Source organism: Novipirellula rosea (assembly GCF_039541335.1).
GTDB classification, from domain to species: domain Bacteria; phylum Planctomycetota; class Planctomycetia; order Pirellulales; family Pirellulaceae; genus Novipirellula; species Novipirellula rosea.
In genome coordinates, this window is sequence record NZ_BAABGA010000006.1 from 379,942 (window position 1) to 395,276 (window position 15,335).

General features: G+C 55.0%; 10 protein-coding genes. 6 read left to right on the plus strand and 4 right to left on the minus strand.

The window, feature by feature from the left end; translation table 11 throughout:
• Positions 1-75 precede the first annotated feature (75 nt).
• The gene (locus tag ABD971_RS02020) at positions 76-3,810 is read right to left on the minus strand and encodes a PVC-type heme-binding CxxCH protein (protein ID WP_345318900.1); all 3,735 of its coding nucleotides are present in this window, start codon (positions 3,808-3,810) and stop codon (positions 76-78) included.
• A gap of 227 nt (positions 3,811-4,037) precedes the next feature.
• Between ABD971_RS02020 and ABD971_RS02025 the strand changes: the two genes are divergently transcribed.
• Positions 4,038-4,853: a hypothetical protein gene (locus tag ABD971_RS02025; RefSeq protein ID WP_345318902.1), complete on the plus strand. Its 816-nt coding sequence runs from the start codon at positions 4,038-4,040 to the stop codon at positions 4,851-4,853.
• Here the strand turns inward: ABD971_RS02025 and ABD971_RS02030 are convergent.
• Positions 4,843-5,310, minus strand: a complete 468-nt coding sequence (locus ABD971_RS02030) for a GNAT family N-acetyltransferase (protein ID WP_345318904.1) — start codon at positions 5,308-5,310, stop codon at positions 4,843-4,845. The two genes, ABD971_RS02025 and ABD971_RS02030, sit on opposite strands and share 11 nt — an antisense overlap.
• A 157-nt stretch (positions 5,311-5,467) precedes the next feature.
• Entirely contained in the window at positions 5,468-5,743 is a 276-nt protein-coding gene (locus ABD971_RS02035; RefSeq protein ID WP_339942345.1) for a DUF1294 domain-containing protein, read from the minus strand.
• A 44-nt stretch (positions 5,744-5,787) separates the two neighbouring features.
• Between ABD971_RS02035 and ABD971_RS02040 the strand changes: the two genes are divergently transcribed.
• From ABD971_RS02040 to ABD971_RS02050, 3 genes are all read left to right on the plus strand, one after another.
• A complete protein-coding gene (locus ABD971_RS02040; protein WP_345318907.1) occupies positions 5,788-7,773 on the plus strand; it encodes an AAA domain-containing protein in 1,986 nt (661 codons plus the stop codon).
• 265 nt (positions 7,774-8,038) lie between these two features.
• The gene (locus ABD971_RS02045; protein ID WP_339942347.1) at positions 8,039-8,680 is read left to right on the plus strand and encodes a tetratricopeptide repeat protein; all 642 of its coding nucleotides are present in this window, start codon (positions 8,039-8,041) and stop codon (positions 8,678-8,680) included.
• A gap of 333 nt (positions 8,681-9,013) precedes the next feature.
• Complete coding sequence (locus ABD971_RS02050) at positions 9,014-11,593, plus strand: ATP-dependent Clp protease ATP-binding subunit (RefSeq protein WP_339942348.1); 2,580 nt, start codon at positions 9,014-9,016, stop codon at positions 11,591-11,593.
• A 197-nt stretch (positions 11,594-11,790) separates the two neighbouring features.
• Here the strand turns inward: ABD971_RS02050 and ABD971_RS02055 are convergent, their stop codons facing one another.
• Entirely contained in the window at positions 11,791-12,849 is a 1,059-nt protein-coding gene (locus tag ABD971_RS02055; protein WP_345318910.1) for a ThiF family adenylyltransferase, read from the minus strand.
• A gap of 192 nt (positions 12,850-13,041) precedes the next feature.
• On the opposite strand from ABD971_RS02055, the gene ccsA reads away from it, so the two are divergent.
• Together ccsA and hemA are read left to right on the plus strand one after the other, a co-directional pair.
• Entirely contained in the window at positions 13,042-13,995 is a 954-nt protein-coding gene (ccsA, locus tag ABD971_RS02060) for a cytochrome c biogenesis protein CcsA (protein ID WP_345318911.1), read from the plus strand.
• Positions 13,992-15,275: a glutamyl-tRNA reductase gene (hemA, locus tag ABD971_RS02065; protein ID WP_345318913.1), complete on the plus strand. Its 1,284-nt coding sequence runs from the start codon at positions 13,992-13,994 to the stop codon at positions 15,273-15,275. The genes ccsA and hemA overlap by 4 nt, the downstream gene beginning before the upstream one ends.
• Positions 15,276-15,335: the final 60 nt, after the last annotated feature.

Genomic DNA, 15,335 nt, shown 5'->3' on the forward strand with positions numbered 1-15,335 from the left:
CACTACGGCAAAAGCCGCCAATCGTTGTTTTGGGCGTACCTAATTCAATTCCATACGCCGAGAACTCGCGGCACGTTACTTCTGGCTAACCGCGCCGGACGCGGGTAGCCGTCGACCGTAAAAGACGGCTTGATCCAGATGGAATGTGCCACCGTTTTCGAGCCCCAACTTGATGAACTGAGCTTCGGTTCCCGCAGGCAAATCAAACGAATATTTCGCTTGCGGTTGCTCGCTTGTCCAAACTTTGGTCCACGCTTGTCCATCGTTGCTGGTCCACATCGCAAGCCCTTTCGCACGACTGTGGAATTGAGAACTGCGGCGATTGGTCAATTCCACGTGACGCACTTCCGAAGGCGAGGCCAGCCGAATGACCATCATCGTGTCTTCGGGTTTGGCACCTTCACGCGAGTGAAACGCAAAGTCAAACTTGGTTGGCGACTTGCCACTCATGAACGACGATGCGCCGCCGGAGTACTGGCTTTGAAAGTTCGCTCCAAGCTTGAGCTGAGCATCGCGAGAAATCTCTTCGAATTCGCCATACTTTCTCAGCTTCATTTCGCTGTTTGGATCAGTGGAAATCCATCCGTCGGTTAAGAAAACAATCAGATCCAAGAACTCGCCTGGCGAAATCGTTTCCAGCAATCCTTCGGGCATACTACTGGCCTTCATCTCCTTGCGAATTTCGATCTCTTCTTTGTCGATCTTCTCGACTTTGCCATTGGCAATCCCCAGCGTCAGCGTCTCCTCGTCTTCGGCAAGAATGAAGCCGGCAAACGGTTGTCCGTCATAGGTCAAAATTTGCACAGTCTCGAAGCCCTTCGAGATTTCTTCGTTCGGCCAAATCACCGATCGAATGATCTGTTCACGTGACATCCGGCTGCCGACATCGGTCAACTTAGGTCCAAACTCTTTGCCAAGTTCGCCATGCAAGTGACACGCAGCACAGGTTCGCTCGAACACCTTCGCTCCGTTTTCGACACTACCACCCCCGGCGGCAACCAATTTCTCGAGTGCCTTGTTGTGCTCTGCTTTCTTATCGGGATTCATCAACGTTCGCAGTGGTACGTAGATGTCGCGTCCCGGACCGGTCGAGTGTTGGTAATCCCGCAGCACCTTTTGTGACTCCGGTGACAAACTTGCCAAGTACTCGGGATCCTTGGTCGCCTTTTCCCAAACCGGTTGCAAAGCTTGAAGCGTATGCTCGAACACATAGTCGATCCACTGGTCGCGTGGGTTCTCATAAATCCGCAAGGCGATTTCCACAGCTTCGATCGTTTCTTGGAAACTGATCGCCCGCAGCGTTTCCAGACGCACACGAGGATGCTCGTCGACGATCGATCGACGCAAAATTTCATTCGGATTGTCCATCCATTCCCATTGGTTGCCGACCACGTGAATGGCGGCGCTGCGAGCATGGAAATCATCGCTGTCCATAATTCGGTTGACCAATTTCGGGTCGACCCTATGAAAGAACTCTTGCAACCACAGCACTTCGCACATTTTCATGGGATCGGTTGAATCGCCGAGCCAAGCAGCGGCCTTGGTCAATACTTCGTTTTCGTCGCGGTCGTGCAGCGCACGACGGACGCGATAACGGGTGCGCAGTTCATAGGTAGTCAATTGATCAAGCAGTTCCTCGACGCTTTTGTCTGCTTGTAGCACAGGTTCAATCAAAGGTTTCTTGTTGTAAACCATCCGGTAGATGCGGCCGTGCTCGTGATCGCGGTTCGGGTCACGCTGCGAATATTGCATGTGTCCGATCAACGCGTTGCACCAATCGCCGAACCAAACCGCACCGTCTGGGCCCACTTTGGGATCGACGGGGCGAAAGAACATGTCGGTCGACGAGAGCAAATCTTCGATCCGCTTTCCAGTCAAACCTGCGGTTCCCGGTTCGTCTTCGATCGTGAATTTGGGCATCCCGTGCATGTTGATCACACAGGCATAGATAAAGTGATCGTGATAGGACTCCGGAAAATGACGCGACGTCAGAAACTCGCTGCCGACCGCCGGTCGCATTCCTTCGTTATTAAAAATCGGTTGCACGCTGCTTCGCGAACGAACCGCTGCACCCGATAGCAGACTTGCCCAGTGCTGTTGAGCGCCGGTACCGTCACCGATGACCCCCATGCCCCATTTATCGAACACCAGGCACCATGGGTTTCCATACGCAGGGGTACGGAAATGTCGGATTTTCAGCGATTCGAGATCCCATACGTACGAACCCGAGGGACCATGATTGCGGAAAGGGCCCCACGGCGTTTCCAAAGTCGTCGACATCGAAACGCCTTCTTGCATGTACAGCAATCCGCCATGCGAAAATTCCCAAGCGCCCATTGTATGGTGAGTGTCATCGGTCGCCAGTCCATCGAGCACATGAACGACTTCGTCCGCCTTGTCATCGCCATCGGTGTCCTTCAAATGAATGATCCGTGGCTCATCCACGACCAGCACGCCGCCGTCATAGAACTCGAATCCGGTCGGGCAAATCAGCTTGTCATAAAACGTTGTACATTTGTCCGCTTTGCCGTCGCCGTCGGTGTCTTCTAAAATCAGCAAGCGGTCGCTCGGACGTGAAGAACCGGGCAACCACTGCGGATAGTTGACCATGCACGAAACCCACAATCGGCCTTTCTCATCAAAGGCAATTTGGGTGGGGTTTGCCAATTCAGGAAATTCGCGTTCCGAAGCAAACAATTCGATGCGGAAATCCTCAGGCACGTTCATCTGAGAAATCGATTCTTCGGGCGTGGGATACTCGAGCGTCTTTGGCTCGCGCATTTTGCGGAAATTCTCGTCACGCGAACCGAACATCGTTTCCGGAGTAAACACTTCGCCGGTACCCGAATCATCGGGGTTATCAGCAACCGGTCGGCCTGCGGCGATGTCCCAAACGTATTTATCGCGAACGTCGACCATCTGACGAATTTTGCGGAACTCCGTTGGGAAGGTCTCGGTATCCCAAGTCCGACGGCCTCCGTAGACATACCAACCGTTCAGCATGCGATAGTCTTGAGAATGCAGCCATGATTTATCATTGATCGCGGTACGAAGTTTTTCCTTTTGCGCAGAATCGATGCTTGGCAGCGGTTCGTCAAATAATTGGGCGTCGATTAAACGAGCAAGTTCCTCATCACCTTGTTCGTTCAGATGAATCCCGTTGATTGTGTACTGGGCTCCGGGTTCGGCGGAGAACAATTTTTCGGTTGCTTCGAAAACATCGACCACGCGGTAACCGTCCGATTTTCCGAGCTCAACAATGGCCGCGGCGTATTTGCGAAGAATCGCGTTGCGCAGATCTGCATCCGCGTGCAAACGTTCACCTGTCGATTCGAATGCGATGGGCGTGACTAACACAAACGAAGGCTTGCGACCATCAACCGTGAAATCGGCCGCGAGTTTGCTGAGGTATTTGCGATAGTCCGAGACAAACGTTTCGATCGCTTCGGGAGAATCACCCGCAAAGGATTCGTTAAAGCCAAAGAAGCAGAGAAAGAAGTCGCCGCCATAGACCTTGAACGGATCGTCAATCAGCGTGTAGTTGCCGGGACGCTGCTGGTTGGCAACTTCATCGGCGGGCCAACCAAAGTTGCGGAACTGGATCCGTTGATCGTGAGTTCGCAATTGGAAAAGCGTCTCCAAATTGCCGAACAAGTTCATTCGCTCCGCAGTGCTGTTGCCAACCAAGGCAACGCGTTGTCCGTCGCGAAGTTGAATCGACTCCGCAAAACAGGCATGACCCAGCACCGCGAACGAGAGAAAACACGCGGAAAAAGCGAGGATTTGGGGTAACCGATGACGGATCGGCATGGAAGTTCACCTAACGGATAGGAGGAAAACAGGATCTGGTTATAGTGAAGGGGGCAGGATTCGCCGTGATCAGGAACCGACGAATGTGGGGGTGGTCAGGCAGGATCGGAGATCACCCCAGCGACTATATTAGTCAATGATTTTGCCCCTGGCATCACTCCAGGACCGGTTATTCTGTCGCAGAGAGCGGTCCCATTTCCGATTATGCGTGTTCGGAGACAAGCATTTTGCCGAGTTCGGAATTTCAAGAAGCCGATTCACCCGACGCTGATATGGAGGCGTCAGCGATACCGGTCTCGAATTATCGCGGCCCGATGGTCAGCGTCCGCGAGTATGCCGATGCATTTTCGGCCGAAACGATTCGAATTCGGCTGGCCGCCGCCGGCATTCGCTCGATCGTGACCGGCACCGATGCCGCAGTGGCTCTCAGCATGGGTGGCGCGGGGACAGACCGTTTGGTGCGGATCGAAGTTGCTCCGGCCGACTACCAACGGGCCATCGATCTGCTGACGGCCGACGAGATGTTGATCCAAAGTGCGGGACCCTGGATTTGTTCGCGATGTGAAGAACAGAACGAGCCCGCATTCGAAGTCTGCTGGAGTTGCAACAAGCGACGTAGCGAGGACGATGCCACCGGACGCCACGATCCAAACGAGGAAGATGACTTCGCATCGGAATTGGGTGCTGCTGACTTTACCAGCGAAACTTCGACGGAGCCGATCGCCGTTTCAGCCAATCCCTATCAGCCACCAAACCCGATTTCGGATCTGCCGAAACAGCCACCCGCGTTGCCAATCGATCGTCGCGATTCGCAATCCGTACTCGATGAACCGATCGATGTCGCCGTCAAGCGAGCGTACTTGTCGTCGATCGTGGGCGTCTTGATTTTCCCACCGCTGCTGAACTTTTATTCGCTGTACGTCACGCTCACCATTCCAACGACTGCCTATCGTGACGCTAGGGCGCGAAGAGGGTTGATCTTTGCCTGGGTCGTCAATTTGATCTGTATTCCAATGGGCGTCTGGTTTTGGCTCAGCATGTGACCATCGTTTTGGTCATCTTGATGTGAGGCAACGTGACCTCGGTAAATGGTTCTCCCGTGACCATATAACCAAGTCGCTCGTAGAACCCCACTGCAACCTCGCGAGCATGTAATTCAATGCATTGCACCCCGCGAGACTTTAATTCCAATTCGACTCGGCCCAGCAAATCCGATCCGATTCCTCGACCTTGCAGTGCGGCATCCACCGCCATTTGGCGAATTTTTGCCTCGCTCGGTGAAAAGAGCATTACTGACACGCATGCAAGCAATTGGTTGCCGCTGAGCATGCCGAAATGAAGCTGGTCATGTTCCGCAGCGAGCTGGCTTTCGCTGTACGCTAACCCCAGCGGTTGACGAAGCACCGCGTGACGCAGAGCAATGGATTGACGGTACACATCGGACTGAAATTCGATGGGAACAAATTGGATTGAGACGGGACGGTCACTTTCGCTCGACATGGCGTCAAATCAACAATGGGTCTGAGTTGTGAAGTTAGCTCCGTCGGATTACTGCCGTAGCGGAACTCGTCAAGAGTTTCGACCGGTGCCGGGATTCACGAAAGTCTTGACGACTTCCGCTACCAGTGAGGACCGTCCCTTAAGGTTCCGACGGTCCTTAGTTGAAGCTTGCATAAACCACCGCAGCGATTCCGAGCAGATTTAGGGTGGCGGCCAACGCGAATTGGATTCGATAAGATCGTTTGTAGGTTTTGTGACGCAGCCAACGGCCGGCGATCCAGCCCCCAGGCCATCCGCCGACGAGCGACCACCCCAGTAGCGTTCGTTCGGGAATTCGACGCCGATCCGTTTGCGCGGCACGTTTGTCCCAGGCGTACAGGATCGCGGTGATCAAACTTGCTACCAGTGTCCAAATTGCGAAACCGATTAACATGAGCGGATACTTTCCCTGACCTTTTTCATTTTGAGCTCTCCCTGATGTCGTCTCGTTCTGGCCAATCTCGTCCTCGTCGCGGATCTTCACGTCCTGCTGTTTCCGGGTCCGGCACGTTTGGGGGTGGCTTAAAAGGGGTGAGGGATTGCATGACCCCCGAAGATTATTTCGGCGTTTTGGAGCATTGGCTCGCGTTGGAAGGCGAGGCCGAACGCGCCCGAATGGCGCTGCGACGGCAAATGCGTTCACAACGAGACGTGGAAAGTACCGGGGAAACCCTCGTTTCGCTACAGATGTCCGACCATAAAACGGGGCTGGCGGGCCGATTACTACTGGATTTTGTCAAACCCCACGGCGACCCGTTGCCGATGAACCGCTTAAAAGTCGGTTCTCCCGTCGTAATCTCGGACTGGTCCGATGCGTCCGACGAAGGCATCGCCGGAGTCGTCAGCCGCCGCAAACATAACACGATCCAAGTGGCGACCGAGCAGTGGCCGGCGGGGTCGACGTTTCGCATCGATCTGTCGCCCGATGAAACGACGCGTCGACGCCAATTGGCGGCAATGGCCAAGGCGCAAGTCGCGACCGCTCGCACCGGCCGACTGCGTGACGCGCTGTTGGGATTCCGCCCGATTCGGTTCACCGATTTGCCCGACGTCCGTTTTTTGACCGATTTGAATCCACCACAACAAGACGCGGTGCGTTTCGCGCTGTCGGCTCAAGATGTCGCCATTTTGCATGGGCCTCCGGGAACTGGAAAAACAACGACGATTGCCGAGGTCATTTACCAAGCGGTCGCTCGCGGCGAGCGAGTGTTGGCGTGTGCGCCGAGTAACACTGCCGTGGACAATCTGCTCGAACGTTTGGTCGCGATCATGCCCAACGTGTTGCGAGTCGGGCATCCAGCGAGAGTGTTTGAATCATTGCGAGGGCATACGCTCGACGAACTCGTCGATGCCGATCCGTCGACCGAGGTCGTTCGCGATATGCGTCGTGAATTAGAACATTTGATGCGGGCGGCATCCAAGAAACCTCGAGGCCGCGAGGGTTTTCGTCGCAAAGGCGAATTGTATGCCGAAGCGGGACAGCTTCGCGGCCAAATTCGATCACTCGAACGCAGCGTCATCCGCAGCGTGATCGATTCATCGGACGTCGTTTGCACGACCACCACGATCGACGACGAATTATTGTACGACCAAGACTTTGACTTGGTCGTGATCGACGAAGCGTGCCAGTGCACCCAACCCAGCGTGTGGCAAGCCGTTCTGCGTGCCGAGCGATTGGTCTTGGCAGGTGACCATTGCCAATTGCCGCCGACGGTGCTGAGCGATGAAGCCGCGCGAGCGGGCATGAAAGAATCGCTGATGCAGTCGCTCGTCGAGCGAGAAGGCGACTCGGTGTTCCGCCGCTTGGTGGTCCAGTACCGGATGAACGAAACGATCATGAACTTCTCGTCCGAAGAATTTTATGATGGCACGTTGATCGCCGATGCTTCGGTTCGTTCGCACCAGCTCAGCGATTTGCCTGAGGTCATCGAAAGCGAATTGACCACCCAGCCGATCGAGTTCATTGACACCGCCGGTGCCGAGTTTGACGAAGCCTTGGAACCAGATGGTCAGAGCAAACTGAATCCAAAAGAAGCAAATCTAATCATTCGTTTGATTCACGAGTTTCTTGACGCCGGAGTCCAGCCGGAACAGATCGCCGTGATCGCTCCCTACGCGGCTCAGGTGCGACTATTGCGTTCGCGGTTAGAGTTGCCCGAACTTGAAATCGATACCGTCGATGGTTTTCAAGGCCGCGAGAAGGAAGTGGTGCTGTTGACGATGGTCCGCAGCAACGATCGAGCCGAAATCGGCTTTTTAAGTGACACCCGGCGGACCAACGTCGCGCTGACCCGAGCGCGTCGCAAAATGATCATGGTGGGCGATAGCGCCACACTGGCCAGCCACGATTTTTACGCGTCGCTGCTAAAGTATTTCGAAGACGCCGACGCCTACAAATCGGTCTGGCAGTACGGCGACGTCTAACTAGCGAAACGGTTTTGGCGTAGCGAAACTCGCCAAGAGTTTCGGATGCGGGATGAAAGCTTTGGGACAAAAGTCGATTTAGGCGTAGCGACGCTCGCCAGAGCTTGGAGTGTTTCGACGCACTGTCCAACGTTTGGCGACGGTAGCTAGCGTTTGTTACGGAAGGATCTTTAGCAAGATCCACTACCCCGATACCAAATGTGAACTTAGGTAATTTGGCGATTGTGCTTGCTTTGGTTGCCTCGGAAACAGTACAAGCGAGGTTATGAGCGCGAGTTACTATTTATCGTGTCTTTGGCCAGGATTGCCAGAGCTGTGGTGGCGTGGCCGGATGGCTTCGTTACCGCTGGCGATTGCATTTTGCCTAGCGCTGAATAGTTTTTTCGTGTTCGGTTGGATCTACCCTGGCTGGTTATCGGGCGGATTGTTCTGGATGGCCACGTTGCTGGGCGTCGCGGTGTGGGGTTTCTATGTGGTCCGCGGCCTGCGGGAATTGCCGGAATTAATTCATCCACGCAAAGTCAGCGAAGAGCCCGATCGTTTTCGCGAAGCGCATGCGGCCTATTTGCGGGGCGATTGGGAAGCGGCTGAGAAACTGCTGACTTCGGTTCTGGCGATCGAGCCACGCGACCCCCCAGCATTATTGATGTTGTGCTCGGTTTATCGACATCTGGATCAATTGGACCACGCCACCGTTCTGATTAACGAAATCAGTCGACTTGAGGTGGCCGATCCGTGGTGGGTCGAAGTGGAAACGGAGCGAAAACGCATTCGTCGTGCGATGGTGGCGGAAGAGGAATCCAAGGGCAAAGCGAAGAGTGACGCGCGAGAGAACCCTACCAATCGCGAAGCCTCCCCCTCCGAAAACGCTGCCGATATGACAGAAGACCGCGCAGCTGCTGCTTAATGCTAGCTTTCTAGCTCCGCTGAGGCCGCAGCGAGATCGAGACGCCGTGAAGTTCTGCAAGAAAACTTCGGCGTGTTTTTTAAGACAATTTGCTCCCGATCGCCGTCTTTTCTGGTTTCCTACGTCAAGCTCCTATCCCCGGCCTTTGACCTAACCGATAGAATCAGACATAGAGTCAAAAGTCATTGCGTTTGACTGAGGATCATTCCGTAATCGTCGTAACGAATCAGACCGCCATTGCCATCAAGTGTAAAAGTGGCGTACGGTTTGCTTATCTGACTTATTGCGAAATGTATCGCCAGTTTGACAGCCTGGGTAAACGAGATAATAGATATGTACGAACGCTTTACCGACCGCGCCCGAAAAGTCATGCAATTGGCTAATCAGGAAGCACAGCGGTTTAACCACGAATACATCGGCACCGAGCACATTTTGTTGGGCTTGGTCAAAGAGGGCAGTGGTGTTGCCGCCAATGTGCTAAAGAACCTCGAAGTCGATTTGCGGAAAATCCGACTCGAAGTCGAAAAACTTGTCCAAAGCGGTCCTGAAATGGTCACCGTCGGCAAGTTGCCACAGACGCCGCGTGCCAAGAAAGTCATCGAGTATTCGATGGAAGAAGCACGCAATTTGAATCACAGCTACGTTGGGACCGAGCACATCCTGCTGGGACTGCTCCGCGAGCAAGAGGGTGTTGCGGCTCAGGTTCTGATGAACCTGGGGCTGAAGCTCGAAGACGTTCGCGAAGAGGTCTTGAATCTTTTGGGCCACGGGCTCGAAGGCGCCGAGGTCGGCGAACGTGGTGGTCGCAGCGGCGATGGCGAAAGCAGCGGCGGATCATCCGGCAAGAGCAGCAAGAGCAAGACTCCGGCACTGGACAGCTTCGGTCGCGATTTGACCGAGTTGGCCAAGAAGGGTGAATTGGATCCTGTGATCGGACGTGAACGAGAAATCGAACGTGCGATTCAAATCCTTTGCCGCCGTACCAAGAACAACCCCGTGCTGTTGGGTGAAGCGGGTGTTGGTAAGACCGCGATCATCGAAGGCTTTGCTCAAAAGGTCATCGAAGGCGAAGTGCCTGAGATTTTGGCTGAAAAGCGAATCGTGGTTTTGGACTTGGCAATGATGGTTGCGGGCACCAAGTACCGCGGTCAATTCGAAGAGCGAATCAAGGCGGTCATGACCGAGGTTCGCCGCGTCAAGAACACGATCCTGTTCATCGACGAGCTGCACACGCTTGTTGGTGCCGGGGGTGCCGAAGGTGCCATCGATGCCGCCAACGTCTTGAAGCCTGCACTCGCTCGGGGTGAGATCCAGTGTATCGGTGCGACGACCTTGGACGAGTACCGCAAGTACATCGAAAAGGACAACGCACTGGCGCGTCGTTTCCAAGAGATCATTGTCGAGCCGACCGGCAAGACCGAAACGATCGCGATCCTAAAAGGACTTCGCGAACGTTACGAAGAACATCACCGTGTTCAATTCACCGACGACGCGATCGTTGCGGCTGTCGAGATGAGCGAACGTTACATCACCGCACGCTGCTTGCCCGACAAGGCAATCGACGTGATCGATGAAGCGGGAGCTCGGGTCCGACTTCGCACGATGACCCGTCCACCAGATTTGAAGGAAATCGACGAAGAAGTCGAAAAGCTGAACAAGGAAAAAGAGGACGCGGTCGCCAACCAAGACTTCGAAAAAGCCGCCAATCTGCGTGATCAGGCCGAAAAACTTCGCAAGAAGAAAGACCAGATCACCGCCGAGTGGCGTCAAAAGAGTCAGCAGACCGACGGCGTGGTCGACGAAGAGGTGATCGCGGAAGTGGTCAGCAAGATGACCGGTATTCCGTTGACACGTCTGTCGACCGAAGACAGTCTGCGTTTGATGAAGATGGAAGAAGAACTGCACAAGCGAGTCGTTAGCCAAGAGCAAGCCGTTACCGCGGTAGCCAAGGCGGTGCGACGTAGCCGTAGCGGTTTGAAGGATCCACGACGTCCGACCGGATCGTTCATTTTCGCCGGTCCGACTGGGGTTGGTAAAACGTTGCTCGCCAAGGCATTGGCCGAATATATGTTCGGCGACGCCGATGCACTCGTTCATATCGACATGAGCGAGTACATGGAAAAGCACAACGTCAGCCGTTTGATCGGTGCCCCTCCGGGATTTGTCGGCTACGAAGAAGGCGGTCAATTGACCGAAAAGATTCGTCGTCGTCCGTACGCGGTGGTCTTGTTCGACGAAATCGAAAAGGCTCACCCCGATGTGTTCAACATGATGCTGCAGGTGATGGAAGAAGGCCGTTTGACCGACTCGTTCGGTCGTAACATCGACTTCCGTAACACGATCCTGATCATGACCACCAACGCGGGTGCCGAAGCGATCAAGAACGAATCATCGTTCGGTTTCCAAAAACCGGATGGCGATGCCAGTTACGATTCGATGAAGAGCCGAGTGATGGATCAGATCGAACGCGTTTTCCGACCCGAGTTTTTGAACCGGTTGGACGACACGATCATCTTCCGCCACTTGACCAAGGAAGACCTCAAATCGGTTATCGATTACGAATTGTCGAAGGTCCGCGAACGTTTGATGGAACGCGGTTTGGCAATCGAATTGACCGACGAAGCGAAAGAGTTCTTGGTCAAGAAGGGCAGCAACCTCGATTACGGTGCACGTCCGCTTCGCCGAGCGATCGAGCAACGTATCGAAGATCCGCTCAGCGAAGAGTTGCTGCAAGGCACCTTCGAAGGCAAGGACACGATCGTGATCGATGCCTTCAAGGATAGCGATGGCAAAATCACTCGCCTTGATTTCAAAGGCGAGAAACGAGGATTGGCCGAACCGAGTGAAACTGTCAGTGCCGGCGTCGGCGAAGACAAGGGCGATTCGGACAAATCCGAAGGCAACGATTCTTAGTCATTGCTAACGCGTGACAAGTCAAAATCGAAGGGCAGACGTGCAAGCGTCTGCCCTTTTTTCGTTGCCTCATGCTCGTAGCGAAACTCGCGAAGAGTTTCGGCCGGCTTCAATGTAGCGAAACTCGTCAAGAGTTTTGAGTTGTGCGGCGATTCACGAAAGTCTTGACGACTTCCGCTACGGGAGTCCGACGCAAACTAACCGCCTACGAAGCGATCGTACAACGTTCGTGCTCGGCTGGGGTCTTCGGTGCCGTCGACCACAGCACGGCCGTCGGCAAACAGTGTCAGCCTGAGTTCTGCTTCATTCGCTTGTGCTGGGATCGTCAAGCGAACAAAAAATGGATTGGCTTGCACCTCGCCTTGCCCCTGCCATCGCTGGGCGATTTGTTTTAGTGCGATCGTGGTGGTCGCTGCAGGCGTGATTTGCACCGCGTCGCGACCGCAGATTTCCATGGCCGCACCCGATCGATCGTGATCGGCGTCTAGGAAATCGTATTTCTGCTGGGCACAGGCGCGGCACGATTGACACAGACCCGAATCGAGTTGCAGCGCTCGGAACCGGTTCCGCCAAAGATCAAACGACCAGACTTCATCGTGAACCGCATCCTGGTTGCCGGACAGCCACTTGATTGCCTCGAGACACTGCAAGCTGGCGATCATGTGGGTGGCTGCACCAAGCACTCCGGCGGTGTCACAGGTGGGGACCGATGCGGCCGGCGGTGGCTCGGGAACGAGACAGCGGAAACAGGGGGATCCCAAACCGTCAAACAAACGCACTTGGCCACTCGCCCCGATGCATCCGCCATGCACCCAAGCGGTTTTGTGTTTGAGTGACCAATCGTTCAGCAGGAAACGGATCGCAAAATTGTCAGCGGCATCGATCACCAAATCCGACCCGTCAAGCACGTCGCAGATATTGCTGGCGGTGACATCGATCACGAGAGGTTCGACCTGGATCGTACGATTGATTTGAGCGATCCGCTCGCTCGCCGCTTGTACTTTGGCGCGGCCCTTTGCCGCGTCGTCCTCGTCAAACAGCGCCTGTCGCTGCAGATTCGTCCATTCGACCAGATCCCGATCGATCAACCGCAGTCGTCCCACTCCGGCTCGGGCCAGGATCTCGGCGGCCACACTGCCCAGTGCTCCACAGCCCAAAATCGTCACAGCCGATTGCTCGATCCGCGATTGGCCCTCGATACCGATCGGAGCATATTGGATTTGGCGAGCGTAGCGATTGTGATGGGAATCTGGCATGGTGGTTTCGTGGCTTCGAGAACATGCCAAGCTGACAAATTTTGGCAAGTGTGTAGGATGGTTGCTGGAAAAGCGTTGTAAATTCCGCTGTGCCGCGGTTGAGCCCGCTTTCGTGGGTCCCCGTTCGCTGTGGCTTGCCCCACGGCACCCCCGCCAGAGCGTCACAGTCCCCCAAGCCCCAAAACCTCCACGATGCTCGCTATTCTTAGCAAGATTACCGTGACTTGTTTCTTCGCGAGCTACATCGTTGTGCTCGTCTTAGAACTACTCCGCCTGCTAGGCAAGATACCTGGCCGCGGCCTGCTCGTCATCGTGATGATGTCGTTGGGGCTGTTCGCGCATACGAGCTACTTGGTGCTGCGAACGATGGATGTCAGTGGCGCGGGGGACCGCGGCCTGCTGGCAAGTTGGTCGGAATGGTCGCTGCTGTTGGCGCTTGGGATGGCGATTTGCTTTCTCGTTTTCTATCTGCGGCGACCCGATACGATCATCAGTTTTTTCTTTTTGCCGGTCATCCTCGGTCTGATCGGATTGTCGATTGCCGTACGACCGATGGCTCCGTTTTCACGCAGCGAGGCGGTGGAGGTTTGGTTGAGCATCCATGCATTTGGCATGGCCACCGGTGCCGGCGCCGTGTTGATCGGGTTTTTGGCCGGCGTGATGTACTTGGCTCAATCGTCGCGACTGAAACGAAAACGAGCCGGTTCGACCTTGCGATTGCCAACGCTCGAAACACTCGCCCGGCTGAACCGCCGCTGTTTGATCGTCAGCACCACGGCAGTCGCGGTCGGTGTGGTCGCCGGTGTGGTGATGAATTTGAATCGTTGGGGACATGTCGGATGGACCGAGGGAGGGACCCTGCTCAGCTTTCTACTTTTGGTGTGGTTGATCGTGGCAACGTGTGTTGAATTTTTCTATGCCCCGGCGAGCCAAGGTCGCAAGGCGATCTATTTGACGTTGGCGAGTCTGGGCTTTCTGCTGCTCGCCTTCTTTGGCGTGCTGACATCGTCCCACGGTAGCGGCGAAACTCCCGATGTGAAAAAGACCGAGGCAAAAAACATCGAGGCAAAAAAAACCGAGGCAAAGAACATCGAGGCGATCGTGATGACCGCACCCGCGGAGTGCCCTGAGGTGCAACGATCATGAAATTGCAAATGATTGGTTGTAGCCATCATGATGCCGCGGTCGAATTCCGAGAACGCATTTCGTTTACCGCCGACCAAGTGGGAACAGCACTGAACGATTTTCGCAAGCGTTTTCCCGCTGCCGAAGTCGTGTTGCTGAGCACCTGTAACCGCGTCGAGTTGTACGCATCGACCAATGACGATTCGCTCGGTTTGGATCGGGATGCCGTTGCCGATTTTCTGGCGGGCCAACATCACATGTCGGCCGACGAAGTCATCCATCATATGATCTATCGAACGGGCCCCGAAGCAGTCGAGCATCTGTTTACGGTCGCCGCGAGTCTGGACAGCATGGTTTTGGGTGAAGCTCAGATCTTGTCGCAAGTCAAACAGGCCTACGACTTGGCGTGCAATAGCGGTTCGGCGGGCCCGCTAACGCATGCGGTCTTTCAAGCGGCCAACCGTACCGCCAAACGGGTTCAACAAGAGACGTCGATTCATCGTCGCCGCGTCAGCGTGCCGAGCGTGGCGGTCGGCGAAGTGGTCCCCGAGGTCTTTGATTCGCTGCATGACAAACAGATTGTGGTTTGCGGAGCGGGCGAAATGGGCGAAGAAACACTGCCTTATCTCGTCCAAGCCGGTGCGACCAAGATCACGATTATCAATCGCAGCTCGCAGCGAGCGGAGGAATTGGCCAAACGCTTCGACGCGAAAACGGCACCCTGGGAATCATTGACCGACAAATTGATCGAAGCCGACTTGTTGATCGGGACCACCAGTGCGCCCGATCCGATCGTCAACCGAGCGATGTTCGAATCGATCCGCAGCAAGCGACAAGGCCGCGTGTTGTTGATCCTGGATCTCGCGGTGCCTCGCGATTTTGATCCCGCGTTGGGTGATTTTCCCAACGTTTATCTGTACCAGATCGATGATCTGAAAGCGGCCTGTGAACGCAATCGGCGTGAGCGTGAGAAGGAATATCCCAAGGCTCAGCAAATCATCGCGGATGAAACCGAGCGTTTAATCCTGGCCGTCAATCACCGGTCCACCGGTCCGGTGATTCGCCGTTTACGCGAAAATGCGGCGGGGATCAAAGAGGAAGAGCTGAAGCGACTGAAGAACAAGCTCGAGCAATTAAACGTGGATGCCTCGGTGATTCAGGAGATCGACAAATCGTTTGATCGTTTGACCAACAAATTGCTCCATCCGCCGCTGTCGTCGGTCCGCGATGATGCCGCCGAAGGGCACCAACGCGGGTTGCTCGAAGCGCTGCGGCACCTGTTCAATCTGGGCGACGAGTAAACCGGCCCGCCGACGAGAGCGTTCAGCTTCGAAAAAATCATAACCCGACGCGTCGGATTA

Excerpts from the sequence above, each read along its gene's own strand:
- ABD971_RS02020 (WP_345318900.1), bottom strand. The coding sequence starts at position 3,810 with ATGCCGATCCGTCATCGGTTACCCCAAATCCTCGCTTTTTCCGCGTGT.
- ABD971_RS02030 (WP_345318904.1), bottom strand. The coding sequence starts at position 5,310 with ATGTCGAGCGAAAGTGACCGTCCCGTCTCAATCCAATTTGTTCCCATC.
- ABD971_RS02035 (WP_339942345.1), bottom strand. The coding sequence starts at position 5,743 with ATGTTAATCGGTTTCGCAATTTGGACACTGGTAGCAAGTTTGATCACC.
- ABD971_RS02040 (WP_345318907.1), top strand. The coding sequence starts at position 5,788 with ATGTCGTCTCGTTCTGGCCAATCTCGTCCTCGTCGCGGATCTTCACGT.
- ABD971_RS02045 (WP_339942347.1), top strand. The coding sequence starts at position 8,039 with ATGAGCGCGAGTTACTATTTATCGTGTCTTTGGCCAGGATTGCCAGAG.
- ABD971_RS02050 (WP_339942348.1), top strand. The coding sequence starts at position 9,014 with ATGTACGAACGCTTTACCGACCGCGCCCGAAAAGTCATGCAATTGGCT.
- ABD971_RS02055 (WP_345318910.1), bottom strand. The coding sequence starts at position 12,849 with ATGCCAGATTCCCATCACAATCGCTACGCTCGCCAAATCCAATATGCT.
- ccsA (WP_345318911.1), top strand. The coding sequence starts at position 13,042 with ATGCTCGCTATTCTTAGCAAGATTACCGTGACTTGTTTCTTCGCGAGC.
- hemA (WP_345318913.1), top strand. The coding sequence starts at position 13,992 with ATGAAATTGCAAATGATTGGTTGTAGCCATCATGATGCCGCGGTCGAA.